24 protein-coding genes are annotated in these 25,349 nt (G+C 52.5%); 5 read left to right on the top strand and 19 right to left on the bottom strand.

Annotated features, from left to right (window positions below; translation table 11 throughout):
- Window positions 1-170: 170 nt before the first annotated feature.
- From glmS to cysC, 16 genes are all read right to left on the bottom strand, one after another.
- Entirely contained in the window at window positions 171-2,021 is a 1,851-nt protein-coding gene (gene glmS / locus BLP78_RS07210; RefSeq protein WP_090457977.1) for a glutamine--fructose-6-phosphate transaminase (isomerizing), read from the bottom strand.
- Between the two features lie 334 nt (window positions 2,022-2,355).
- Complete coding sequence (glmU, locus tag BLP78_RS07205) at window positions 2,356-3,738, bottom strand: bifunctional UDP-N-acetylglucosamine diphosphorylase/glucosamine-1-phosphate N-acetyltransferase GlmU (RefSeq protein ID WP_256330146.1); 1,383 nt, start codon at window positions 3,736-3,738, stop codon at window positions 2,356-2,358.
- A gap of 345 nt (window positions 3,739-4,083) precedes the next feature.
- Window positions 4,084-4,503 (bottom strand): F0F1 ATP synthase subunit epsilon, encoded by a 420-nt coding sequence (locus BLP78_RS07200; RefSeq protein ID WP_025040880.1) that lies wholly within the window; start codon window positions 4,501-4,503, stop codon window positions 4,084-4,086.
- A 77-nt stretch (window positions 4,504-4,580) separates the two neighbouring features.
- Complete coding sequence (gene atpD, locus BLP78_RS07195) at window positions 4,581-5,960, bottom strand: F0F1 ATP synthase subunit beta (RefSeq protein ID WP_025040881.1); 1,380 nt, start codon at window positions 5,958-5,960, stop codon at window positions 4,581-4,583.
- A 29-nt stretch (window positions 5,961-5,989) separates the two neighbouring features.
- Window positions 5,990-6,871: a F0F1 ATP synthase subunit gamma gene (gene atpG, locus BLP78_RS07190; RefSeq protein ID WP_025040882.1), complete on the bottom strand. Its 882-nt coding sequence runs from the start codon at window positions 6,869-6,871 to the stop codon at window positions 5,990-5,992.
- A 3-nt stretch (window positions 6,872-6,874) separates the two neighbouring features.
- On the bottom strand, window positions 6,875-8,416 hold the full coding sequence (gene atpA / locus BLP78_RS07185; RefSeq protein ID WP_090457975.1) for a F0F1 ATP synthase subunit alpha: 1,542 nt from the start codon (window positions 8,414-8,416) through the stop codon (window positions 6,875-6,877).
- 12 nt (window positions 8,417-8,428) lie between these two features.
- Entirely contained in the window at window positions 8,429-8,965 is a 537-nt protein-coding gene (locus BLP78_RS07180; protein ID WP_090457972.1) for a F0F1 ATP synthase subunit delta, read from the bottom strand.
- Window positions 8,966-8,968: 3 nt separating this feature from the next.
- Window positions 8,969-9,439, bottom strand: a complete 471-nt coding sequence (locus tag BLP78_RS07175; RefSeq protein ID WP_090457970.1) for a F0F1 ATP synthase subunit B — start codon at window positions 9,437-9,439, stop codon at window positions 8,969-8,971.
- A gap of 37 nt (window positions 9,440-9,476) precedes the next feature.
- Window positions 9,477-9,749, bottom strand: coding sequence for a F0F1 ATP synthase subunit C (gene atpE / locus BLP78_RS07170; protein ID WP_004180856.1), 273 nt, complete (start codon window positions 9,747-9,749; stop codon window positions 9,477-9,479).
- Window positions 9,750-9,809: 60 nt separating this feature from the next.
- Window positions 9,810-10,616, bottom strand: coding sequence for a F0F1 ATP synthase subunit A (gene atpB / locus BLP78_RS07165; protein WP_090457968.1), 807 nt, complete (start codon window positions 10,614-10,616; stop codon window positions 9,810-9,812).
- A gap of 16 nt (window positions 10,617-10,632) precedes the next feature.
- The gene (locus tag BLP78_RS07160; protein WP_025040887.1) at window positions 10,633-11,022 is read right to left on the bottom strand and encodes an ATP synthase subunit I; all 390 of its coding nucleotides are present in this window, start codon (window positions 11,020-11,022) and stop codon (window positions 10,633-10,635) included.
- A 354-nt stretch (window positions 11,023-11,376) separates the two neighbouring features.
- Window positions 11,377-11,847, bottom strand: coding sequence for a DUF3565 domain-containing protein (locus tag BLP78_RS07155; RefSeq protein ID WP_090457966.1), 471 nt, complete (start codon window positions 11,845-11,847; stop codon window positions 11,377-11,379).
- A 177-nt stretch (window positions 11,848-12,024) separates the two neighbouring features.
- On the bottom strand, window positions 12,025-13,008 hold the full coding sequence (locus BLP78_RS07150; RefSeq protein ID WP_256330144.1) for a polysaccharide deacetylase family protein: 984 nt from the start codon (window positions 13,006-13,008) through the stop codon (window positions 12,025-12,027).
- 108 nt (window positions 13,009-13,116) lie between these two features.
- Window positions 13,117-13,992, bottom strand: coding sequence for a putative O-glycosylation ligase, exosortase A system-associated (locus BLP78_RS15975; protein ID WP_256330153.1), 876 nt, complete (start codon window positions 13,990-13,992; stop codon window positions 13,117-13,119).
- Window positions 13,952-14,464, bottom strand: a complete 513-nt coding sequence (locus BLP78_RS15970; protein WP_256330143.1) for a putative O-glycosylation ligase, exosortase A system-associated — start codon at window positions 14,462-14,464, stop codon at window positions 13,952-13,954. Before BLP78_RS15970 ends, BLP78_RS15975 begins: the two co-directional genes overlap by 41 nt.
- A 137-nt stretch (window positions 14,465-14,601) precedes the next feature.
- Window positions 14,602-15,270 carry an adenylyl-sulfate kinase gene (cysC, locus tag BLP78_RS07140; protein WP_090457964.1) on the bottom strand — a complete coding sequence of 223 codons (669 nt, stop codon included), beginning with the start codon at window positions 15,268-15,270 and terminating at the stop codon, window positions 14,602-14,604.
- A 682-nt stretch (window positions 15,271-15,952) separates the two neighbouring features.
- Here cysC and BLP78_RS07135 point away from each other — a divergent pair.
- Window positions 15,953-16,930 carry a sulfotransferase family protein gene (locus BLP78_RS07135; protein ID WP_090457962.1) on the top strand — a complete coding sequence of 326 codons (978 nt, stop codon included), beginning with the start codon at window positions 15,953-15,955 and terminating at the stop codon, window positions 16,928-16,930.
- A 95-nt stretch (window positions 16,931-17,025) separates the two neighbouring features.
- Here BLP78_RS07135 and BLP78_RS07130 read toward each other — a convergent pair whose 3' ends face one another.
- Window positions 17,026-17,964 (bottom strand): glycosyltransferase family 2 protein, encoded by a 939-nt coding sequence (locus tag BLP78_RS07130; RefSeq protein WP_090457960.1) that lies wholly within the window; start codon window positions 17,962-17,964, stop codon window positions 17,026-17,028.
- 240 nt (window positions 17,965-18,204) lie between these two features.
- Here BLP78_RS07130 and BLP78_RS07125 point away from each other — a divergent pair, with 240 nt between their 5' ends.
- The 4 genes from BLP78_RS07125 to BLP78_RS07110 all read left to right on the top strand — a co-directional run bounded on the left by BLP78_RS07125 (window position 18,205) and on the right by BLP78_RS07110 (window position 23,174).
- Window positions 18,205-19,677, top strand: a complete 1,473-nt coding sequence (locus BLP78_RS07125; protein ID WP_090457958.1) for a lipopolysaccharide biosynthesis protein — start codon at window positions 18,205-18,207, stop codon at window positions 19,675-19,677.
- Window positions 19,678-19,766: 89 nt separating this feature from the next.
- On the top strand, window positions 19,767-20,918 hold the full coding sequence (locus tag BLP78_RS07120; protein ID WP_218118936.1) for a glycosyltransferase: 1,152 nt from the start codon (window positions 19,767-19,769) through the stop codon (window positions 20,916-20,918).
- A 348-nt stretch (window positions 20,919-21,266) separates the two neighbouring features.
- Window positions 21,267-22,118: a glycosyltransferase family 2 protein gene (locus tag BLP78_RS07115; RefSeq protein WP_090457953.1), complete on the top strand. Its 852-nt coding sequence runs from the start codon at window positions 21,267-21,269 to the stop codon at window positions 22,116-22,118.
- 195 nt (window positions 22,119-22,313) lie between these two features.
- Window positions 22,314-23,174 (top strand): hypothetical protein, encoded by an 861-nt coding sequence (locus BLP78_RS07110; RefSeq protein ID WP_090457951.1) that lies wholly within the window; start codon window positions 22,314-22,316, stop codon window positions 23,172-23,174.
- A gap of 102 nt (window positions 23,175-23,276) precedes the next feature.
- Here the strand turns inward: BLP78_RS07110 and BLP78_RS07105 are convergent, their stop codons facing one another.
- Complete coding sequence (locus BLP78_RS07105; RefSeq protein WP_176752808.1) at window positions 23,277-24,149, bottom strand: FkbM family methyltransferase; 873 nt, start codon at window positions 24,147-24,149, stop codon at window positions 23,277-23,279.
- 284 nt (window positions 24,150-24,433) lie between these two features.
- Entirely contained in the window at window positions 24,434-25,342 is a 909-nt protein-coding gene (locus BLP78_RS07100; protein ID WP_090457947.1) for an O-methyltransferase, read from the bottom strand.
- Between the last annotated feature and the right edge of the window lie 7 nt (window positions 25,343-25,349).

Genomic DNA, 25,349 nt, shown 5'->3' with positions numbered 1-25,349 from the left:
TCGTGGATCTGCGGTGGGCATCTTATTGGCCACTGTTGCATGAACTGCTAAAAAATGAAATAGGAATAATTATCTGCATTAACTTTTATTTAGTTATTTTTATTTTTTAACTTTAAAAATTATCCATAATAATAGTCATTTAAAGACCAAGGCGAGCTTTAAGACACCTGTTACTCCACCGTCACCGACTTCGCCAGATTCCGCGGCTTATCGACGTCAGTCCCTTTCTGCAGGGCGACATGGTAGGCAAGCAGTTGCAAGGGGATGGTGTGAAGGATGGGGCTGAGCAAGCCAGCGTGTTCCGCGAGGCGGATGACGTGGACGCCTTCGCTTTCCTGAATACGGGAATCGGCATCGGCGAAAACATAGAGTTCTCCGCCGCGTGCGCTCACTTCCTGTAGATTGGATTTGAGTTTTTCCAGTAGCGTGTCGTTGGGGGCGATGGCGACTACCGGCATATCCTTATCCACCAGCGCGAGGGGGCCGTGCTTCAGTTCACCGGCGGCGTAGGCTTCGGCGTGAATGTATGAAATTTCCTTGAGCTTGAGGGCTCCTTCCATGGCGATTGGATAATGCATGCCACGCCCAAGGAACAATGCGTGGCTTTTCCCCGCGAATCTTTCGGCCCAGGCCTTGACCTGCGGTTCGACCTGTAACGCATTCTGTAGTGCAACGGGCAGGTGCCGCAACTCGGCGATCATCTGGCGTTCGCGTTCGCCGGATAATTTGCCGCGCATTTTTGCTAATGTCATGGTGAGCAGCATCAGCGCCGCCAACTGGGTGGTGAATGCCTTGGTGGAGGCTACGCCGATTTCCGGGCCTGCGCGGGTGAGGAAGCGCAGGTCGGTCTGGCGCACCAGGGCACTTTCGGCCACGTTGCAGATGCCGAGGCTGTAGCGGTGCCCTAATGATTTCGCATAGATGAGGCCAGCCAGGGTGTCGGCTGTTTCCCCCGATTGGGAAATTCCTACCACGAGGGTATTCGGACTGACCGCGGGATTACGGTAGCGGTACTCGCTGGCGATCTCGACATTGCAGGGCAATCCGGCTACGGTCTCAAGCCAGTAGCGGGCTACCAGCCCGGCGTGGTAGCTGGTGCCGCACGCAAGTATCAGGATGCTATCCGTGTCATTGAAAATATTCTCTGCTTCGCTGCCAAACAACCTTGGAGAAATGGATTGCGCATTGAGGACCATCTCCAGCGTATTGGCCACCACGCCGGGCTGTTCGAATATTTCCTTCTGCATGAAATGGGCATAAGGCCCCATCTCTACCGCATCATTGCTGAGCTCACTTTCTTGCACGGCACGCGTCACTTCCTTGCACACGCTGTCATGCAGGCAATTGATAATGCGGTAGCTGTCGCGGTGCAGTTCGGCCACATCGCCATCTTCGAGGTAGATCATGCGCCGGGTGACCTGCAGCAGGGCGGACGCATCTGAGGCGGCGTAGTTGCCGGATTCGCCCAGCCCCAGCAATAACGGCGCGCCGTTGCGGCAGACGACAATGCGTTCCGGGCGCGATTCCTCCATGACCGCGATTGCATAGGCACCCTGCAATTCGGCTATGGCACGGCACACTGCTTCAAATAGATCGGGTGTTTTTTCCAGATGAAACGAAATCAGGTGGGCGATCACTTCGGTGTCGGTGTCCGAAGTGAATATGAATCCCTCATCCTGCAGGCGCTGGCGCAGCAGTTCGTGATTTTCGATGATACCGTTGTGGACGACCGCGACTTCCTTTGATTTTTTGCCTGAAAAATGCGGATGAGCGTTGCGCTCGGATGGAGCGCCGTGGGTAGCCCAGCGGGTATGGGCAATACCTGTTTCGCCGCTAAAGTTCTGGCTATCCGCAAGTTTGCTCAGTTCCGCAACGCGGCCGGTGGTACGCAGCCTGTGCAACCCGCCGTTGTTAAGCGCGATCCCGGCGGAATCGTACCCCCGGTATTCCAGGCGGCGCAGGCCTTCAAGCAGGGTGGGAACAATATTACTTGTTGCGACTGCGCCGACTATTCCACACATTTGATGGCATCCTTCTATAGGTTTGGCGAACAAACAGTACAAACGTCATACTGGAGAGAGAGTGAGTGTCGAGTGATGTTCAAAGCAGCAGCTTACGCGCGCGTCACGTTGGCGTGGACTGGATTTGGGGTCGAGCCCCGAATGAAGACAATTATCAGCTACTTGCCGGATAAACGGGGTGTGACAAAGAAATATATGCCTCTGTATGGTTTTCAGGAGTTTTGATGGGTTGCGCTCCGCTCCGCTCCACCCATCCTACTCAACATAGGTATCAAACTGAGAAGGTGCATAGGCATAAAGAAATATAATCCCGAAAATGCTGCGGTTTTGGTTTTTATTTCTCACCCTTCGGTTTTTTAACCGGCCGCTGCCAGCCCTCGATGCTCAACTGCCTGGCTCGTGAGAGCGACAGTTTATGCGGCGGCGTGTTTTTGGTGATGGTGGAACCGGCGCCGATGGTAGAGCCTTGCGCTACTGTAACCGGCGCAATCAGTTGAGTATCGGAGCCGACAAAAACATCGTCCTCGATGATCGTCTGGTATTTATTGGCGCCGTCGTAATTGCACGTAATCGTTCCGGCACCAATGTTGACGTTCTTTCCGATGACGGCATCGCCGATGTAGCTCAGGTGATTCGCCTTGCTGCCGGCGGCGATGGCGCTATTCTTGACTTCGACGAAATTACCGACATGGACATCCTCGGCGAGCCGGGTTCCGGGACGGATGCGTGCGTAAGGTCCGACACGACAGTTCTTTCCGATTTCAGCCGCTTCGATCAGGCTGAATGGCGCGATGGCCGATCCGGCCGCGACTTTGACATTTTTCAGGATACAGTGAGCGCCCACTTTCACGCCATCATCTAGTTGCACGTCGCCCTCGAAAATGCAGTTGATATCTATTTCCACATCCCTGCCGCAGACGAGCTGGCCGCGAATGTCGATACGGGCGGGATCCGCCAGCGTCACGCCCTGTTCCAGCAGTTTTGTCGCAAATTGGTTCTGGTAAATCCGTTCAAGCGCTGCGAGCTGAGTCTTGCTATTAACGCCAACTGTTTCCCAGGCATGCGCCGGCTGGGCAACTTTTATGCTGACGCCATCCTTGACCGCCATCGCAATAATGTCGGTAAGATAATATTCCTTTTGCGCGTTGTTGTTTTCCAGCTTGTGCAGCCAACCATGAAGGTACCGATTCGGGATCACCATGATGCCGGTATTGATTTCGCGGATTTGCCGCTGGGCCGGGGTGGCGTCTTTTTCTTCGACAATGGCGACGACCTCGCCTGTTTCGCCATCACGCACGATCCTGCCGTAACCGGAGGGATCGGCCAACTCTACAGTCAGAAGACCGATGGTTTTTTCGCCAGCGGTCGAGATCAATTTTTTTAACGTTTCGACGCTGGTAAGCGGTACATCGCCATACAGGATGAGTGTCATACCTTGCTCATCCAGATGGGGCAGCACCTGCTTCACCGCGTGACCGGTGCCAAGTTGCGGTATCTGCTGCACCCAGGTCAGGCTTTTGTCGTCTATCGCCTGCGGCACGGCCTCGCCGCCATGGCCGTAGACAACACAAATTCCTTGCGGCGATAATGCGCGCGCTGCGTCGAGCACATGTGCCAGCAGGGTCTTGCCTGCAAGGGGATGCAAAACCTTGGGCAGAGCCGAGTTCATGCGCTTGCCGAGTCCGGCAGCGAGAATTACGATATTCAGTTTAGACACGTCAATGAAAGAGCGGTCAACGAAAGGAAATTCTGGCGAACAGCAGACGTCTATCTGATTTATATGCCTTGCCGCACGCATGACAATGCTCGGGAACACATGCGCGACAAAGGGGCGACAACGTCGTGCCAATAACTTTGGAAGGCTAATTTATCACATCATGGGATCAGAATCCATCTACTGCTTAGCTGAACATCAGGTTCGGTGCCATGCCTGGTGTTACGCTTGGCAAGCCTGGCGTTGTACGTGCGTTTTGTTTTGCAGGCTGCTTGTCACCGTGCGGCTTATTCCAGGCATAAAAAAAGGCGGTTGTCGCCGCCCTTTTTTTGTCTGGAATCCTGCTTATCAGTGCCCGCTTTTTCGCAGTCTCTGAATGGTGGCCAATTGCGCGATCGCTTCGGCTAGCTCGGCTTGTGCCCGCGCATAGTCCATCGCGGAAGACCGGTCTCTCATGGCTTCTTCTGCCCGCTTCTTGGCATCGATCGCCTTCAATTCGTCGAGATCGGCGCCCCGCACAGCAGTGTCGGCAAGAATGGTTACCACGTCCGGCTGAACTTCGAGCATGCCGCCGGAAACATAGACCAGTTCCTCATCTTGCAGAGGCGCCTTGATGCGTACCGACCCCGGCTTGATTCTTGTCAGCATCGGTGTGTGTTGCGGATAAATCCCCACTTCCCCCGCCTCTGCCGGCGCCACCAGGAACTCGGCGGGGCCGGAGTAAATCGATTCCTCGGCGCTGACAATATCAACGTGAAACACACCCATTTTAGTTTCCATTCAACATTGATTGGCTGATCCCGTTATCGTTCACACAGAGAACAGCAGATTCATGAATATCTTTTCTATTGTAACGTCTTGGCTTTTTCGACGGCTTCGTCTATTCCGCCAACCATGTAAAACGCCTGCTCCGGCAAGTGATCGTATTCGCCGGCAACAATGCCTTTGAAACCTTTGATGGTTTCCTTAAGGGATACATATTTGCCGGGTGAGCCGGTAAATACCTCGGCCACGTTAAAGGGCTGCGAAAGAAAACGCTGAATCTTGCGCGCCCTGGCCACCGCCAGTTTGTCTTCGGGCGAAAGCTCATCCATTCCAAGAATGGCGATAATGTCGCGCAATTCCTTGTAGCGCTGCAGGGTTTGCTGCACGTCGCGCGCGGTATTGTAGTGTTCTTCGCCAACCACGAGCGGATCGAGCTGCCGCGATGAGGAGTCGAGCGGGTCCACCGCTGGATAAATGCCCAGCGAGGCGATGTCGCGCGACAGCACTACGGTTGCATCCAGGTGACCAAAGGTCGTCGCGGGGGATGGATCGGTCAAATCGTCCGCCGGGACATACACAGCCTGAATCGATGTGATGGAACCGGACTTGGTGGATGTAATGCGCTCCTGCAGCCGCCCCATTTCCTCAGCCAGCGTCGGCTGGTAACCCACCGCGGAAGGCATCCGCCCCAGCAAAGCCGATACTTCAGTCCCCGCCAGGGTGAAGCGGTAGATATTGTCCACGAAAAGCAGCACGTCGCGCCCTTCGTCACGGAAATATTCCGCCATGGTCAGGCCAGTCAGCGCCACGCGCAACCGGTTTCCGGGCGGCTCATTCATTTGCCCGTAAACCAGCGCCACCTTGTCCAGCACATTCGAGTCTTTCATTTCATGGTAGAAATCGTTGCCTTCGCGAGTCCGTTCGCCGACACCCGCGAATACGGAAAAACCGCTGTGCTCGACGGCGATGTTACGGATCAACTCCATCATGTTGACAGTCTTGCCCACGCCCGCGCCACCAAACAGCCCTACTTTTCCGCCTTTGGCGAAGGGGCAGACCAGATCGATAACCTTGATACCGGTTTCCAGTAATTCGGTAGATGCGGAGAGCTCGTCGAATGCAGGCGCTTTCCGATGAATGGACATGGTCTTTTCGGCGCCGATATCACCCATTTCGTCTATAGGCCTGCCGAGAACGTCCATGATCCTGCCCAGGGTCTTGGTGCCGACAGGAACCTTGATCTGTTCGCGGGTGTTCGTTACCATCATGCCACGGCGCAGTCCATCCGAAGACCCCAGCGCAATCGTGCGCACCACGCCATCTCCCAACTGCTGCTGTACTTCGAGCGTTAACTCTGTTCCCTCAAGCACGAGTGCGTCATACACTTTGGGCAGTTCTTCGCGCGCAAACTCGACGTCGACCACCGCCCCGATACACTGAACAATTTTTCCCTGGCTCATGTTGTTCCCTAAAATGCTAAATCAAAATATTAAACCGCTGCCGCGCCACCGACAATTTCCGACAATTCCTTGGTAATGGCGGCCTGGCGCGATTTGTTGTATATCAGCGTCAATTCATTTATGACGCTGCCGGCATTGTCCGACGCGGCCTTCATCGCCACCATTCGGGCGGACTGTTCGGATGCCATGTTTTCCGTCAGCGCCTGATAAATGAGGGCCTCGACGTACCTCACCATGATATCGTCGATAACAGGCTTGGCTTCAGGTTCGTAAATGTAATCCCATACGCCTCGCTGTCCCGTCGGACCATCGCCCGCTTTGAGCTGCTCATCGGAAAGCGGAAGCAATTGTTCCATCACCGGCTCCTGCTTCATCGTATTGATGAAGCGCGTATAAAAAATATACACGCGGTCGAAACGGTCCTGGGTATAGCCATCCAGCAGGATTTTTATCGCCCCGATCAGTTTCTCGAGGTCGGGCGCATCACCCAGGCCTACGACGTGCGAAATGACGTTCGCGCCCAACCGGTTCATGAATCCAAAACCCTTGTTGCCGATACAGCATGCTTCGATCTGTTCGCCTTCCGCTTCCCACGCTTTCATTTTACCTATCGCCATGCGCAACACGTTCGTGTTGAGCCCGCCGCACAATCCCTTGTCGGACGTAACGACGACGATACCGATCCGTTTCACCGTATCACGGTCTATCAGGAACGGGTGGCGATACTCGGTATAGGCCCGGCTCATGTGCGCGGCTACGTTACGGATTTTCTCGCCATATGGACGCGCCTTCTTCATGCGCTCCTGCGCCTTGCGCATTTTAGAGGCTGCTACCATTTCCATGGCGCGCGTGATCTTCTGCGTGTTCTTTACGCTTTTGATCTTGTTGCGTATTTCTCTGCTGCCGGCCATGGGTTAGTATGTTCCGTTTTTCTTGAAGTCCTGAATCGCGGCGTCGAGCGCCTTCTCGGTCTCCGCGTTCATATCCTTGGTGGTTTCTATCTTTTCCAGGATGGCGCCATACTTGCTGCGCATAAAACCTTTCAGCGCCGATTCGAACGCCAAGGCACGCTTGACTTCAACATCGTCCAGATATCCCTTGGTGACGGCGAACAGGGTGAGCGCCATCTCGGATACGCTCAAGGTGGCGTATTGTGGCTGCTTCATCAATTCGGTCACCATCTTGCCGCGTTCCAGTTGCTTGCGGGTGGCCTCATCGAGATCGGAAGCAAACTGCGCAAATGCCGCGAGTTCGCGATACTGCGCCAGCGCGAGACGTACGCCGCCGCCCAGCTTCTTGATAACTTTTGTCTGCGCCGCGCCGCCGACGCGCGATACTGAAACACCGGCATTGATAGCAGGGCGAATACCCGCGTTGAACAAATCGGTTTCCAGAAAAATCTGACCGTCGGTAATCGAAATAACGTTAGTGGGGACGAAAGCGGTTACGTCGCCTGCCTGAGTCTCGATCACCGGAAGTGCCGTAAGTGAACCGGTCTTCCCTTTGACTGCGCCGTTAGTGGCTTTTTCCACCCAGGCCGCGCTTACCCGCGCGGCTCGTTCCAGCAGGCGCGAGTGCAGATAAAACACGTCGCCGGGATAGGCTTCGCGTCCGGGCGGACGCCGCAGCAGCAGCGATATCTGGCGATAGGCCCATGCCTGTTTCGTCAGATCGTCATAAATGATGAGTGCGTCTCTACCGGAGTCGCGAAAATACTCGCCCATGGTGCAGCCGGAGTAAGGCGCAATGAACTGCATTGCCGCCGATTCCGACGCGGTGGCCGCCACCACGATGGTATATTCCATTGCACCGTGTTCTTCCAGCTTGCGAACGACGTTGTTGATGGACGAGGCTTTCTGTCCGATCGCAACGTAGATGCAAGTCATATTCTCGCCCTTCTGATTTATGATCGCGTCTATCGCCACGGCGGTCTTGCCTGTCTGGCGGTCGCCAATGATCAATTCACGCTGCCCCCGCCCTACGGGAACCATGGAATCAATGGATTTAAGGCCAGTTTGCACGGGTTGGTTCACCGACTGACGCCAGATGACGCCGGGGGCGATTTTTTCGATTGGCTCCGAACGGTGCGTGTTTATCGGGCCTTTGCCGTCGATTGGCTGCCCCAGCGCGTTCACTACCCGGCCTATCAACTCCTCGCCCACCGGTACTTCAAGGATACGGCTGGTACACTTGACGATGTCGCCTTCAGTGATGTGCTCGTATTCACCCATGATTACCGCACCCACGGAGTCGCGCTCGAGATTGAGCGCCAGACCGAAGGTATTGCCGGGAAATTCCAGCATTTCGCCCTGCATCACGTCCGCGAGGCCGTGGACACGCACGATCCCGTCTGTCACCGAGACAACGGTTCCTTGCGTGCGAACTTCCGCGGAAGCGGGGAGCCCTTCAATTCTGCTTCTAATCAGCTCACTGATTTCGGATGGATTCAACTGCATTTCAAATAGCTCCTAGCTTTTAAGTGCAACAGCCATGGCTTCCAGTTTAGCTCGCACGGAAGCGTCAAGCACTTCGTCGCCGATTTCAACCTTCACCCCGCCTATCAATTCCGGATCGATGCTTACTTTGGCTTCTATCTTGCGCTTGAACCTGGCCTCGAGGTCAGCCACCAAGTCTTTCAATTGCGCATCGCTCATGGCAAACGCGGAAGTAATTTTCGCGTCCAATACCCCATCATGACGGGTCTTGAGTTGTTCGAACATTTCGCTCACTTCCGGCAATACTTCGATTCTGCCGTTTTCCGCAAGCAGCAAAACAAAATTACGGCCTTCATCGGTGAGCTTGTCGCCACATATGCCGAGAAGCAACTCGCCCAATCGTTTGGCCGGAACCTTCGGATTACCGATAAGCGCCTGAATCCGCTCATCCACTGCTATCGCCGCTAGAAGTTGCAGCATTCCCGACCAGGCGGGCAGCGTTCCGCCGGTTTTTGCCAGCTTGAAAACGGCTTCTGCGTAAGGCCGTGCAATCGTGCGCGCTTCGGCCATCGCCTAGAGCTCCGCTTTGATGGATGCGAGCAAATCCGCGTGCGTTTTGGCGTCTACCTCGCGGCGCAAAATTTTAGCCGCACCGGCCAAAGCTAGGTCCGCCACATTCTGCCGCAACGTTTCCCTTGCGCGAAATACTTCCTGCTCGACCTCGGCCTTGGCACCGGTAAGGATGCGGCCGCCTTCATCTTTCGCCACTGACTTTGCTTCCTCGATAATCTCGGAAGCGCGTTTTTCTGCCTGGGCAATGATTTCGGCCGCTCGCTGCTTGGCGTCCCTCACCACATCGGCGGAACGATGGCTGGCCAATTCAAGTTCGTTCTTGCCTCGCTCGCCTGCAGCCAACCCGTCGGCGATCGTTTTCTGCCGGTTTTCGATTGCACGCATCAACGGCGGCCAGACAAATTTAACTGTGAACCAGATAAAAATGGCGAACGCCATCGCCTGGGAAAGAAGGGTCAAGTTGATATTCATGGCTAGTCTCTGATAATGGTACCGGGAGCAGGCATTATTACTTGATGACGGCCAGCAATGGATTACCGAATGCAAAGAGCATGGCCAGACCAACACCGATAATGAACGAGGCGTCGATCAATCCGAGTAACAGGAACACTTTGCCTTGCAGTGTCGGAATCATTTCAGGCTGACGCGCAGCGCCTTCAAGGAAGCTGCTGCACATGATACCGATACCGATACAGGCGCCGGCTGCGCCGAGGCCGATCATCAGGCCGATACCGATGCCCGTGTAGGCCTGAATCATCGCCAAGTATTGCAAATTGTCCATCTCGTTTTTCCTCTCTTCGTGGTAGTAAATAGTAATCTGGAAAGCAGGGTTGAAGCTGAATCAGTGGGACTCGTGCGCCATGGAAAGATAAACGACCGTCAGCATCATGAAGATAAACGCTTGCAGCGTAACGATCAAAATATGGAAAATCGCCCATCCCGCACCAAGCACCGTGCCGAATAGCGTACCGGCCAGGCCGGTAGCGGCCCACATGCCGAGCAGCAGAAAAATGATTTCGCCGGCGTAAATGTTTCCGTAGAGACGCAGGGAATGTGAGAGCGGCTTGGAAACGTATTCAACCAGGTTGAACAGCAGGTTGACCGGCCACAGCATGGGATTCTTGCCGAAGGGGGTGCAGACCAGCTCATGTATCCAGCCGCCCAGCCCTTTGACCTTTATGTTGAAAAAAATCATCAGCAGCCAGACGGAAAGCGCCAGCGCAAATGTGGTGTTCACATCGGCGGTCGGAACACTGCGCCAGTTGTGCAACCCCAATAATTCATAGACCGAAGCCATGATATCGATCGGCAAAAAGTCCAGCGCGCTCATCATGAACACCCAGACAAACACGGTAAGCGCCGCGGGGGCCACGAACGCATGCCGGTCGCCGTGAAAAGTGCTCTTCACCTGATTATCGACGAACTCGATGGCCAACTCGACGAACGCCTGGCGTTTGCCGGGAACGCCGGAAGTCGCGCCGCGCACCACCCACCACAGGAAGCCGAAGCTGATGATACCGATCAGCGACGACATCACGAGCGTGTCCACGTGCAGCGTCCAGAACGAGCCTTCACCTACCGAACTGGTCAGGTTCGTCAGATGGTGATCCATGTATGAGGTTGGGGTGAGTTCCTTGTCCGATGCCATTTTTTGCCTATTCAAACTATTTAATTCGGGCAACCTTTGCGTCGTCCCTTACAAACAACGCCATTCCGAAAATCAGGACCGTCAGTGCAAATGTTCCGATAAACCCGGCCGCGACAACATCCTTGTAAAGCGTCAGTACCAGCCAAAGCAGGATAATCATGACGATAACCTTTACCGCTTCCGCTTTTAGCGCCGTTATCAATACGCCCGTTGCGGTAGAACCGTTGTACCGCGAAACGATTGCCGAAAAAGCGGCTGCGGAAACCAGGCTGACCGCGCCCCCCAACAATGCGGAAGCGGCACCGTGAAATCCCCACAAAAAGCCAAGACCCAGCACCATCGCCATGGTGACGATCAATTGCCAGCGCATGACAATGCGCACTGGCTCGTTTCGTATCAAAGGCATTGTTTTCTGGCGTCTGTCAGAGGCAACCGACTAGCGTGAAGCCAGGCGAATTGCCATTCTGTTTTCGGAAGACCTGATTTTCGTTCCAGCCGGCGCCCTCTTCGGGTTTTTTTAGCCCATGCCGGATTGTGGAACCCGACGTTGGCTGATTTCAAAACACGCGGATTCTAAACTTCTTGAGCACGACAGTCAATTAAAACCACTCTGGGAGTGGGTAATACACGCGAGATTTTGAGGCGCAGAGCTACGCCCAGCCTACGCTCATGGCTATAAAGCAGCCGCAAGGACAAGTGAGGAGTACGGAATCATTCTCCATTGACTGTGGATGGTTTTATGAGCAAGAACGCCAGGATATTACACATCCTTATCCGGTGCGCGATAAAATTCCACGAAGAAACGTACAGCGCCCAGCGGTTCCACATGATGCGGAACCTCCGGCACAACGATTCCGACGTTGTCCGTGGATAATTCCGTGTCTGCGCCCAGCGCGGCCACGCAATATCGCAGCTTTCCTTCCAGAATCGTTATTTTTGCCCAAGTACCGGTTTTTGTGGAATGGTCTTTCGTCAACGCGGCGGGAACCGATTCCTCCGTAAATACAGGTGTCCGCTTGTATGGAACAAAGCCATCGGGCATCTCGAACTTATCGCACCGAACGCAGTTGAGCATTTTTCCGATCATGCCGTTACGGCCTTCCTCGGAAATGACCCACGGGCGATTGATAAATGGCGGATTATGCCGTACATGCTGCGCATGGCCGCAATTGAGGAGCGCTATCGGGTCGCCTTCGCTGTCCAGGTCGAATCCTGTAATTGGTCTTTCCATAAGTAATGAGGGTACCGTTAAAAGTTATTGGCCAAGTCCTGGAACAGATTGCTTATCAGACTCGTATTCTGAAGATGGCTCCTGCTGCCAAGACCTGATTTGTTCTGGGAAAAAAAGGATTAATGAAGCAATACCGAACTCGGGATATGAAATGCAGATGAGCTTATGTGAATGCCGCTAAACCGTTTCCACGGTCCTGAGCATATTTTGAACCATCCGAAGGGTTAAACGCACCGGCCCCCGACCCCATGGGGTAAACCGCGGGAGCTGGTATAAATCGCTGTCCATCCGTGCTGCGCCATGAGCGGTTGAAACCGCTGCATCGAAGCCCAAACGCCTGACCATCCTGACATGATCGGGCAAATAATCCTGCCCCGGCTTTCCGTTTGGGTAAGCGAAAAGCCGTACCGGCGCGCGAATGATGCCTTCAAGTATTTCCTTGCCATGAGCAATGTCGGCAGAAGCTGCGCCATTCTCCATCTTTGCGAGAATGGGATGGCTAGCGGTATGCCCGCCAATTTCCATCCCTGCCTCGTGCAGAACCCTGACCTGATCCGAGGTCATCATGAGATTGCCGCTGGAACCGGGAGCTACGGGGATGAGCGAGCTCATCGCCTCTACTTTCGATTGCCTTATGTCGGGAGGCAGGTACTTGAGCTTACCTAGCAGATACTCGATGGCTTGGCGGCGCTGGGGAATAGTTTCGATTTCGAATTGCCCCAACCCCAAGCTGCCAAGGTCGATTATACCTGCGGTTGCATGGCGGATCAATTCGATGACTGTATCGTTCCACATCCTGCCGCCATCGATGAAATTGGCCGCCACAAAAAAAGTAGCCGAAATGCCATGTTTTTTCAAAATCGGCAAGGCGACTTCCGCATTGTCGGCGTAGCCGTCGTCAAAGGTAATGCAGGCGGCGCGCGGCGGCAACTTCCCGTGACGCAGGCCCTGTATTGCATCGAGAAGCGGTATTATCCTGAAGCAGCCTGCAAGCTGTTCTATTTGGCGGTCAAAGTCTTCCGCATCGCCCTCTTCCGGAAATAATGGGTCCCGCCGAGGCAATACGCGATGATAGATCAGTATCGACAAGCGGTTGCGTGAACCCCCGGGAGAAAACAGGTGCAGGAGCGCGCGGTTCGGCAGTAAGATTGGAGGTTGCATAGGGTTAGGGTGATTTTCAGCATGCCTCATTCATGCGCTGGCATGGCGCGAAATTCTGGAATGCCGCTATGGAATTTACAGGAGAATATCCTTACCGATGTATCTGTCCTAGCTTGAGTCCCGGGTAATGGGTTGCGGGGGTGATGGCTCCAAAGTTCCCGTGTGTCGTGGCGAACCTGTGCCTTTCTTACCGGCCATCGACAAGGCTCTCTGCTTAAGTTCTTTTTCTACCAGAACACGCATGATTATCATGGCACCCATCAGGTAATACGGCACATCGAAATAGAGCAGGCTAAGAAATGTCCCACCTACCGCAAAGCCGATAATCGACACCTGAATCATGGTCGCCAGGCTTGAGGCCCACTTGTATCCCTCAAGGTTTTTTGTATTGCGAATGATCCATGAGCCCGTCCGCCAGGTATATAGCCCCAGCAGGAGATATAGCCCCAGGCCGACAAAACCGTGCTCACCGAGGGCCTGGAAATAAATGCTGTGGGCAGCATGTATGTCCTGGGGATTAGGCGCATAGGCCCAGAATAGTTCAGGCGTGATAACTTCGAAACCGCCGCCGGTCAGAGGGTAGTCCTTGGCCAGATTGTATGCCATCCACCAAGCATTGAAACGGCCCTGGACGGAGCCATCCTCCTCGTAATCATTAATGGTATCCATCCTTTCCGTCCACTGAGCAGGCATGAATGCGAGTGCTGGCGGAATAGCGAGGATAAACAGCGCGCCCATCCGCACTTTGTGCTGGCTTTTAAGCCATAGAAAAGCGACCATCGCTGCAATCGCCAGCAAAGCCCCCCGTGAATACGAACCGAGCGCGGCAAGCGCGCAAAGCATCATGGCCGCTGTGAGGCTATGGCGCACCCATGGCTTGGGGGAAATCGTCTGCAGATAGTGCATCAGGGGAATAGTCATGATAAGCGCCAGTGCGATCTCGTTATTTCCCCCGATGAAGGTGCCTTCCGGCCCCAGGACCATGTCCACCCCCCACCCCTCCGCCTATTACCGTGAAAATACCCCCCTTGACGCCGTAATAGCCGAGCGAGATCACGATTATCCAGATGAGCCAATTGATATGATCTTCTGTCCTGATCAGCATGATGACCACAAAGGTCATCAGCATGATCTTCATCACCTTGTTCCACTGGATAAACGCATCCTCGGGATAAAGTGAAAATACTGTGCTCACGTTCATCCAAAACACGAAGGCAATGAAGATCCAGGTCAGCGACGTTATCGGCAGGTTTTTTGGTTCCCTGGTAAATACGAGCGTTATCAATGTGACGCCGCCAATGATAGCGGCAAAGGGAAAGGAGGTCGCAAACCCCCACCCCTGAGTATGGGGATTCATGACGCTGATCCACACCCACATCAATGCCCCCCTGTGCGGCTTTTTGAAGATAGTGGGCAAAAAACCGAAAACGATCAGGGTAACGAGAATGTCTCTCATGTTTGCATGATAAGACCTTGAACTGTTCGCATCGCTTTATGATGCAAAGAAAAGAAGGGGTTGTTCAGGGTAATCGATAACGCCCATGATGACCTGATCCAATGACATTCGACCACGCATCCGCCAATCGACAATCGTCAATCAGCGGTGCCGCTAATGGTTCTGCTTCGTCCGGCTTGAAATCTGTTTCCGTCCTTGCCGCTCAGGTTTTCCCTGAAGACATTGCGCAGCTGCAAGTATTCAATTACCTGCGCGACACATTCTTCAAGCGGCAATTCACCCGTTTTGACCGCAAGTTCCGGATTGAGCGGGGCCTCGTAGGGCGATGAGATACCTGTAAATTCCTTCACCTCGCCGGTCCGTGCGCGCTTGTAGAGACCTTTCACATCACGCCGCTCACACACATCCAGACTGGCCTCGCAAAAAATCTCGATGAAATCGCCATGTGGAAAAATACTGCGCGCCCGTTGACGGTCAGCCCGAAACGGCGAAATAAAGGCCGTCATTGCGATCACGCCGGATTCGACCAATAATTTTGCCGCCTCGCCTATGCGGCGGATGTTCTCGGACCGATCCTGTACCGAAAAGCCGAGATCCGAACATAAACCCTGGCGCACGTTGTCACCATCCAGGACAAAAGTGCGGCAACTCAACTGATAAAGCTTGTCCTCTACCGCGTGAGCCAACGTCGATTTACCTGAACCGGATAGGCCGGTGAACCACAACACTGCCGAATGGTGCACATTCAACCGCTCTCGATGAGCACGGGTTATCGTGGCGCTATGCCACACTGTATTGTTATTCATGTCACCAACCTGGAGTTCTCCGTTTCTGGCAACCCGAATTATAGCTGCACTCATTCAAATTAACGGCTCAGGGATCGCAATCTTTGATTAATTCAATCGACCGGCTCGCCCTTGGACTTGAAATGATGAGGAAAATGATTCTACTGACAGATTCTTGCCTCCAAGTTCTGATGCAGCAAAATCGGTGATATCAGATGAGGAATTACAAGACGCGGAAGATTCTCGCCATGAAGTTTTCTGAAGATTATTCGTACTTCTGACAAAACTTAGGGGCCTGATCGCTCCATTCACAGATTGAACGCAAGGCCTGAAGTCTTCCCTCAAGAAGTTGAAATAATTATGGCAGCAAGCTGCTGCTCACACAATCCGATTTTTGGCCTTTCAGCCTTTTTGATAAATCCTCTTTGATAAATCCCTTGAATTCCCCTTTGGCGCGACCATCGCCATATGGACTACAATGCTTAAACCTGAATCCGGTAGTTGACCGTTCATCTGCCAGCGCATTTGCTAAGCGCAACAACCGAAAAGTTTTTTTGCGCTGTGAGCTTCAATTTTTTGGCGAGTTCACTAAGGGGCGAATTCAGGTTAAACAGTTTCAGTTGGTTGCCGTTATGCGCATGAGGCGCGATATGGATGAGATGCTGTGCGGACAATGGCAAGCAGGTATGAACAGAGGACTTGAGTGAAAGAGAATAACGCATTGATCATTTTAGGTATGCACCGCAGTGGCACTTCGCTGCTGACGGGCCTGCTGAGCCAGGTTGGCGTCAAGATGGGGAAGCGCCTGTACGCGCCCCAGAAAGGCGTTAACGAAAAAGGCTTCTGGGAACACGAGGATATTGTCGATACCCACGATGAATTACTATTGAACCTGGGCTCGCAGTGGGATGATTTATTGCCTTTGCGCGACAGATGGTGGGAGGATCGAGCGATTCAGCCATTTGTTGCCCGATTGGATAAGCTGGTGAGACGGGATTTTTCAGACGCTTATGTCTGGGCACTGAAGGACCCGCGGATGTGCCGGCTGCTGCCTTTATGGATTCCCCTCCTAGAAGCCCGGCAGGCTAAACCGACTTTTATCTGCATGAATAGGAATCCGTTCGAGGTAGTTGCGTCCTTAAAAAAACGGGATGGATTTTCCAAGGAAAAAGCGCTGGTTTTGTGGTTGAACCACTCGCTATCCGCCGAGTTTCATTCGAGAAGGCTGCCAAGGATTTTTGTTGATTTTGATCAGATTGTAAAAAATCCTGTCGAGGTATTGTCAAGAATAGAGCGGGAGGCAAATCTCGTCTTTCCAATAACCGTAAGAGAGGCGAAAGAAAACATCAATGGCTTCGTCTCTCCTGGTCTGCGCCACCATAAGGCCGATGTGGCGCCGGAGCATGCGTATGAGGGACTATCATCGATAGCGCATGAGTTGCACCGTATCTTCATCGAAATGGCTGTTGAGAATAATGGTCATTACGAGCGGATCGATAATATCGCGGCGGATTTCATGGCTTATCAGAAAAAATGGAATGTGGAATTACTCGAGCAGATCCGTAATCTCAATCAGGAACATGCAGACTACAGGATCAAGTTTTTTCGGATTTATACCTCCTGGAGCTGGTTGCTCGTCAAGCCTTTCTGGCTGATAGAGAAAGTATTGCGCAAGTATTGAAAATCGCGGAACTTTCTTTGCGATCGCCGTTATCGGCATACCGTCGGGGTGCAGCATCGCGGAGTTTTTTACTTACCGGTACCCACCATTTGGGCTCACCACTTCGGCCGCCATCCCAGTAAACCGGCGGGAACATATGCAAGCGTTTTCAAGTTGACCGGATGCTTCAGCCAAGCCTTCAGCAGAGAATGATTAGCTGTCTTCAGGTTGCCCGATGCCAGGTGCCAAAGGCCAAACTCCATTTGATAGCGGGCGATATTCTGCGTGAACTGGCGTTTGGTAATGCAACGGCCGTCACGACTGCATAAGCCCCATTTCATGGCTGCATCGCGTAACAGCTCGGTCCGGTAGTCGATCGCTCTCGCCATGCGGTTTCCCTGTTTTGGGTGCTGGCGATACAGGGTTAACGGTTTATTCAGCTTGATAACCTGATACTCCCTGCAAATACGCAGCCACAGATCCCAATCCTCGCTATAGGGAAGAGATTCGTTGTATGCCCCACATTTATCGAACACTTCTGCCCGTATTAGCGCCGCGCTGGTCAAAATCCAGCAATCCAGCAAAAGAAGATGATATATCCAGCCTGAAAATTCCTCATCAATGCCGGGTGGGAATGATGCCGGTTCAAAACCGGCAGGATCGGGAAATACTCCTTTTTGATCGGGATGCCACCAGATAAACGCGCTGTAGACCAATCCGATTTCCGGATGGCCTTCCATCTGCCCCAGCTGAAGCGCAAGCTTGTCGGGAAACCAATAGTCATCGTGATCCATCAGGCAGATGTACCGCCCCGCCGCCTCCCGGATTCCGTAATTCCGCGCTGCACATACGCCTGAATTGGCTTGCACCAGAAGCCGAACTTGTGATCCATGAGAAGCGACGATTTCACAAGTGCGATCCGTGGAGCCATCGTCGACCACGATCAATTCCAGGTTGCCGAGCGTTTGGCTGAGCACACTATCAATCGTCTCCGCGATATAGACCTCGCAGTTATAAGTGGGAATAATGACGGAAACGATTGGATTGTCTGCCATGCCAAGAAGGTTCTTTTGACGGGATTGGAAGAGGCTTGCCATAACCTCTAAAGGACGTCGGGTAGTTGGTCGTAATAGGGGCAAGTCGGTAATTAATATTATATGGCAGGCAACGCATACACTTCGCCTCCTTTTTGACGGCGAGTTCGGTATCATGCAGCATAGGCGATTTCCCATCAGGCATCGATCGTAGAAAACCCATGATGCCAACCCCCCACAACAAAACAAACAGACAAAGCCGTGGCTAGTTTTAGAGTATCGCTGGCTTATTCATACCTGAACAAATATGTGACGCTCGTCATTCATTTTGGGACGAGCATTGTAATGGCTCGTTTGCTTACACCGGCCGACATCGGCATTTACACTGTCGCGGCAGTGTTTGTGGGACTGGGCCATTTGCTGCGAGAGTTTGGAATCAACGAATATGTTGTGCAGGAAAAGGATTTGACGCCCGATCGTATCCGGGCCGCCTTTACCCTCAACTTATTATTTGGCTGGAGTCTTGCCCTTATCCTGTATTTTGCCCGAACGCCAATAGGCAACTTTTACAACAGCGAGGGCATACGCGAAGTTATCGGCCTGTTGTGCATCAACTTCCTGCTCGTGCCGATCGGTGCGATAACGTTCGCCCATATCCGGCGCGAAATGCGGTTCCACCATACGATGGTGATTCAGGTCGCCAGTACATTTGTTTCAGCGGTCGTGGGCATATCCGCGGCGCTTGCTGGCGAGGCATACCGTAGTCTGGTATGGAGCGCCATCGCCGGCACCTTGACCAGCGTTTTTTTAACGCTTGTATATCGCCCGCCAGGCATGCTGCTGCTGCCGGGCCTGCGCGAAATACCCCACGTTTTCGCTTTTTGCCGCTATGCCGGCCCTAGCGAGCTCATCATTCATGCTGGCCAGACCGCACCGGATTGGATACTCGGAAAAATACTGGACATGAGTGCGGTGGGTTTATATAGCCGCGCATTGGGCACAATCAATATTTTCAGCAAAGCCTTCATGGAAGGACTTTGGGGCGTCATATTGCCCTACTTTTCAAAACAGCATCGTGAGGGGGCTATCGACCGGGAGCAGTATCTTTTTCTGGTTAGCTGCCTAACTGCTATTGCATGGCCTTTCTTTGCGACACTTGCTGTACTGGCTGAACCGTTGATTCGAATCCTATTCGGCGAGCAATGGCTGGAATCGGTACCCGTCTTGCGTATTCTCTGCTTCAGCGCGATATTAGGCTATACGACAGCGCTAGTGGATCAAGTGATGAGGTCCTCTGGCCGTATCCGCACTTCCTTTCGAATTATTCTCGGCACGCAACTGCTGTCCGTTATTGCGGTTCTGACTGCAGCACAGCATGGCCTGGTCTGGGTTGCGGTAGCTACAGCGAGCGTGAGCATGGTTACGTTCTGCATCTATCAAATAGTGGGGCAACATATATTGAACATTCGTTTTATCGAATTCGCCCGCGTTTACGGTAAGAACATGCTGATAACGGGCGCAACCCTGATGCCGTCTCTTGCTGCTATGCTGACCTGGGGAAATGCTCCGTTTGCTTTGCTGCTCAACGCAGCCGCACTGGTTTTGGTGACAGGATTGGCTTGGGTCGGAGCTATCTGGCTGCTTAAGTCACCCTTATTGGGAGAATTAGCTGCCGTGCTGTCGCATATGGAAGCATGGCGTCGCAAACGTTTAAGCGGGGGGTCAACTCGATAATGTCAATTGGTAGGGCACTGCTCGTGTCTGCGTGGCAACCAGCGAGACCAGGCGCAGTGCAAAGCGGCTTGTACCGCAGATTAACAATAATGATCGATGCAATCAAGCAAAGCTGCTCCATGATTGATGCGCTGTTTTTTCTGCATTCTCAGGATCATGACTTGATGGAAGATCAGGTTCGAGCAATCGAATACGATTTGTCAAAACGTTGGGAAGTCGACGTCCGCGCGTCGTTTTGCCGGCGGGAGCCGCCGAGGGGTAACGAGAGCTTTGGCAGCAACTTTAAATCAGCCACAAGTTTCTTTCGGCTGCCGGGTTACAGCGAGTTTTCAGGCATAGCTCAGATTGCTGCTTTGGATGATTGTCTTGCGCGCAATCCAGACCTCATTTTCATCCATCGGCTTCACTGTATGGCGCCCGTATTGTTGACCAGGCAGGTTTTGCCGCCGGTGTTCTTCGATCTCGATGATATCGAGCATGTCGCGATGTTACGTCATTTATCGCAACCTCCGCACTGGTTGCGCAAGAACCTTGCCTACTTACAGTTGCCTGCGCTTTTACTCGGGGAACGTAACGCAATTAAATTATCACAGACAACTTTCGTTTGCTCTAGTCTGGACCAGCATAAACTTACACGGCTTTTTCATACCAGAAATGTCATGACGGTTCCCAATGCGGTGACGCTACCAGCAGCCACGAGCCCTTCGCTGGAGCCTCGAATCGTCATGCTGGGAAACTATGAATATCCACCCAACCGGCTAGGTGTAGAGTTCTTTCTAGATCAGGTATGGCCGATAATATTTGCTAATTGCCCTAGCGCCGAAGTTATTTTTGCCGGGCATCGGGTTGAGGTAATACAGCATTACGCGTACCCCCCGCCGCAAGTAACATTTCCTGGCTTTGTAGAAGACCTGGACGAACTTTACCGAAGAGCTCGCATCGTGATTTGCCCGATTCTGACAGGGGGTGGAACCAGGGTGAAGATCATGGAAGCTGCGGCTTACGGTCGACCGATTGTATCGACAAGCATAGGGGCTGAAGGAATCGATTTAATTGATGGAAAGGAAATTATTTTGCGAGATTCACCCAAGGATTTTGCCAATGCCTGTGTCGAACTGCTTAAAGACCATTATACAGCCCAAATATTTGGGCTTGCGGCACGGGCAGCGGCTGAGTCCAGGTACGATCGAAGTAAAATAGTGGCTAGACTTGCCAACTCCTTGCACCGAGCCGTAGAGTAAGTATAAGCCTGCCAGCCAGCTTAGGGCTTTCGAGCGAAAACACGGGAAGAAATGGGTACCATGTCGAGTAAATAATACGATCGGCACCGAACCATGTAACTGATGTCGATGAAAACGGCTTGTTTTCTTTTCTATTTACCTAGGTGTTCCGGTATTAAACTACCCGGCAGACGGTTTTATAATTTTGATTACCGCTTTAGCAACGAGCATCTCCGTCTGTTATCTTTCCGCGAGATAAAGGCAAGCAGATACAAGGAACTACAGTTAACCTCCCACATTACTTTACATCGACTTGTTGCAAGAGCACGGCTTAGCCTGGTAAGAATTAGATAAGCAAATCGGATATTTATGAAAATCGTCGCCATATTAGCCAGCTACAACGAGCAGAAATTTATCCGCGCTTGCCTCGAGCACTACCTTCAACAGGGTATAAAAGTGTATCTGCTGGACAACGACTCCACGGACAAAACGCTGGACATCGCCCGTGAGTACCTTGGCCGCAACCTGATCGGTATCGAGCGAATCCCTCGCCACGGCATGTATCAGTGGCAAAAAATCCTGATGCGCAAGGAGGAACTCGCGGATGAGATTGAAGCCGATTGGCTAATGCACGCGGATCCGGATGAAATCCGGGTTGCGCCAACGTCGGCCTACACCTTGGCTGAGGCCATTGCCGACGTGGACCGGAAAGGCTACAACGCCGTTAATTTCATGGAATATACTTTTTTGCCGGTGCGTGAGTCGCCCGATCACGACAATGCGGAATTCCAGGAGACGATGCGCTGGTATTATCCTTTTGCCCAGCGGCACCCCCATCGATTAAACGCCTGGAAAAAACAGAGCCGGCGCTGGCCCGGTACCAAGGCTTTCTTGAGCGAGCTGGCGCGGAACCACCGGCCGGCACCATCGGTGAATCTGCGTGATACCGGTGGGCATGTGGTTCAATTCCCGGGAATCCATCCCTACCCGGTGGACTTCAAGCTGAAACATTACATCGTGCTGAGCCTTGAACATGCAATCCAAAAGTATGTGAAGAAATCTTTTGATCCTAAAGAAATAGCGGGTTCCCATGGTTGGCGTGCTACCGCCAAGGAGCATGAGTTTCTCTTGCCTTCCCAATCCCAGATGCGCCTTTATACGTCGGATGATGAGCTGGATGCGACCAACCCACTCAAAGAACATCTGTTGGTGCAGCAATAATTGAACCGGATATTTACGGCAAGCTATGCGCAGAGTGCGTTCGGTTGCAGCAGCAATCGAACACTCGCTATAACGCTCGTCTGCTCCCTACATCGTTGAAGGTATGGCTGACCCTGCTACTGAAAGCTCAGGAACCGATGAATCGCTCCTGGCATCGAGAGAGAAGCCCGTTCGCCTGGCTGAGGAGGAGCTAGCATGGTGAAACGTACCGCGATCCTGTTCAGCAGCCATCTTCTGGGAGACACGGTGCTGGCAAGGCTGGCAAAGCTACGCGCCGAGGTGCCATCGAATCATGACGTGATTTTTTATTACGATGAGACAAAACTGCGCCATGGGCTTGTCAAACGCCGCGCTGGACCGGTGCTCGCGCATGGCAGCGATGACTGGCCCCGATACAAGCGTCCCAGCCATTATTTCCCAGGCAAAATTCCCGGAAATGAGGATGGCATGCTGCTCAGCGCATTTCATCGTTTGCCCGACTATGATAACTACTGGTACCTGGAATACGACGTGGTGTACTCAGGCCATTGGGGAAACTTTTTCTTGAATTTCGTCGATAACACGGCAGATATGCTCAGCACCAGCATCACGCGGCACGACCAGATCCCTGACTGGCCGTTATGGAAATCCCTGGAATTGCCCGGTGAGATAATACTGCCGCGGCAGAAATGGCTACGTTCGTTCAACCCCATCCTGCGCCTGTCGAGACAAGCTCTGAAGACCCTTACCACTGAATACGATCTGCATGCCTGGGCTGGTCATTCCGAATGCGTCATGCCAACAGTATTGGAATACTGCAGGCTGCGGATAGAAGATATCGGCGGTGATGGGGAGTTTGTGCCGGAGGGACGGGAAAATCGCCATTATCGTAATAACCGGCTCAGCAAGGCGCTTACCCCTGGGACTTTTGTTTTCCGCCCACCCATGGTAGCGCCTGGGCTGGAACCCAATCTCTTGTGGCATCCTGTCAAGGACGCGGATCATCATACCTGGGATGGAACTGCTGGATTTTATTTTTCTTTGCTAAAGGGGCTGCGGAATCTGTTGGGGCGGTGAATTACCTAAGCCCGCTGCCCTCCTTATTGGATGCTGTAGCTCATAGAAATAGAAATAGGCGCCCTCCGGCCGCTAACTAATCTCATGCATCTGAATTAGAATCTACTTTCTAAGTACTACGTCATAATATTTCGGGCCGGTCATATTGACTTTATCCTCCCATAGCCTTCTCATTTCTTCCGAAATTTGCTTGATTGGCAGCCAGCGAAATGCATTATCCGTATCACCCTCGACAAGACTCCCCTCCCGAAAATTATTTTGAATAAAAAGAATTTCTGCTTCAACATCCCCACCAATCCTGCGCATGCCATACGGCCAGAACTCAAGCGCTACCAAGCTTGCCATAGAAAGTATGTTCTTCCCTCCAGAGAAAATGTTTGGCTCGGCACCTTGTGTGTCCATCTTAACCGCGAGGGGGAGCTTTAACTCATCGGTTCTTATGATGTTGTCAAGCCGGTCAGCTACCACAGATACAGTCTCCCGCAGGCGCTCTACATAATAACCATCACTATCCGATATCCGGATTCGGTGATCACCAAAATTGTCCGGCGAAAGCTCAAATTGGAGTGTGTCTTTGCCATGGAATAGCGCAACCTGCTCCAGTGCGACATTGCCGTGAGGGCAATTTGCGTCGACGTTATGTTTTAAGTAGAAGAAGTTACGCGGTTCAGGCTCAAAACCAATACATTGCACTGCAGGGTTCCTCGCGATAGGAATCAGTGTAAGTCCGATGTTTGCTCCTATGTCGAGAAATGTACCGCCTCCATTGTTCTCAAAAAAATCTTTAAAAAGATTTTCAGTGGTAGGTGCCCAAATCCCCGTGGACATGTAACGACCAAGTACGCTTTTATCATTTATTGACCCCCAGACCAAACCGTTCGACCCGTTCACGGAAAGGCTCTCGACATGATATTTTCGTGCCATATCGATAAATAAATTGAGTTTACCGACGTCATCAACGATTGTTTCGAACATCGTGTTTCGTGCGCCCCAAGGCAGTTGTCTTACCAGTCCTCTCAATAACGAACGTGCTACAGGCTTCCACATCTCTGTTCCTCAAAAAATTGAACTACAGCAGGTTTTCTCTGTTATGACTAACACTCTAATATTATTTTCCAAGCTATTATTAACTACGCTCTACAGGTAATAATGGAACGGAGGACCTGGATGGTTTTGAAATAGAAAATAGTAACAATCAGCTCACCCGTCAGCTTTTCCCGGCCAGCAGGAAGTTTTGCTGCCTGGGCCAACCGTTTAGCTTAGCTTAGTAATGCGATGCCATACGCATCATCTACATCTGCTGCGGCAACAACTCTAGGATGCTCTACAACTTTGCGCCAGCCCTCGTAAGTCCGGGCTCCCCCTTCGAAGAAGCGGCTATCCTCCCATCGAATGTCATCCATGATCAGGACAGTTCCTGGCTTAAGCATCTTTACCATGGCTTCAAAGTCAGATACGTAATGGCTGTATGAGTGGCCTGCGTCATGAAATACGAAATCAAACTCGGCACCCTTCGCGCTTAGCTTTGACAGGCATTCCGTTGATGATCCTAAACAAAAGTCGACGGGAAGTCCGGCTAAAGTTTCCTGCGCAATCGCTTGTTGCTGCGGTCCGATCTCGATAGTCGATAACGAGCCGCCTCCAAGAGAGTCTAGAGTTTTCGCAATAAAAAATCCGGACATTCCATACGCGGTGCCTATTTCAAGGCATTTGGCCGGCCTCAGCAGCCGTGTCGCCGCGCAAAGCAGTCGTCCCTTTCTTCCTAACGATGAAGAGATTTGAAAATGCAAACCGACATCTGCCGACCAGTCACCAAAGTTAAATATCTCCCTTCGGTCCGCGATTGCGTCGGCAATTTTTGCAGCTTCGTTTGCAAGATTGATTGGCGCGACGGGTACGTGCGACGCCAGCTGATCGAGCAATAAGGCATACCGCCCGCTCGGGGTTCCCTTGATCTGCTGAACAACGCAAGCAGAGTCCTCCGTCCAACGTCGCATAAATTCAAGATAGAGTGCGGGATACTTATATTCCCTTACCTCGACCCACTGTGAAAGCCAATGCAGCAGGATGTCGGTATCTTTCTGAACTACGAGCTTCGGCCTGAGGCAGAAGTATGCGCGGTCAACCGCAGTATCAATAATGGACGCAACCAGGTTGCGAAGGCCCATCAAATTC

This window comes from Nitrosospira sp. Nsp1 (genome assembly GCF_900100985.1).
Classification (GTDB): domain Bacteria; phylum Pseudomonadota; class Gammaproteobacteria; order Burkholderiales; family Nitrosomonadaceae; genus Nitrosospira.
The sequence above is the reverse complement of the archived record's forward strand: the minus strand, read 5'-3'. Positions and strand labels throughout refer to the sequence as shown.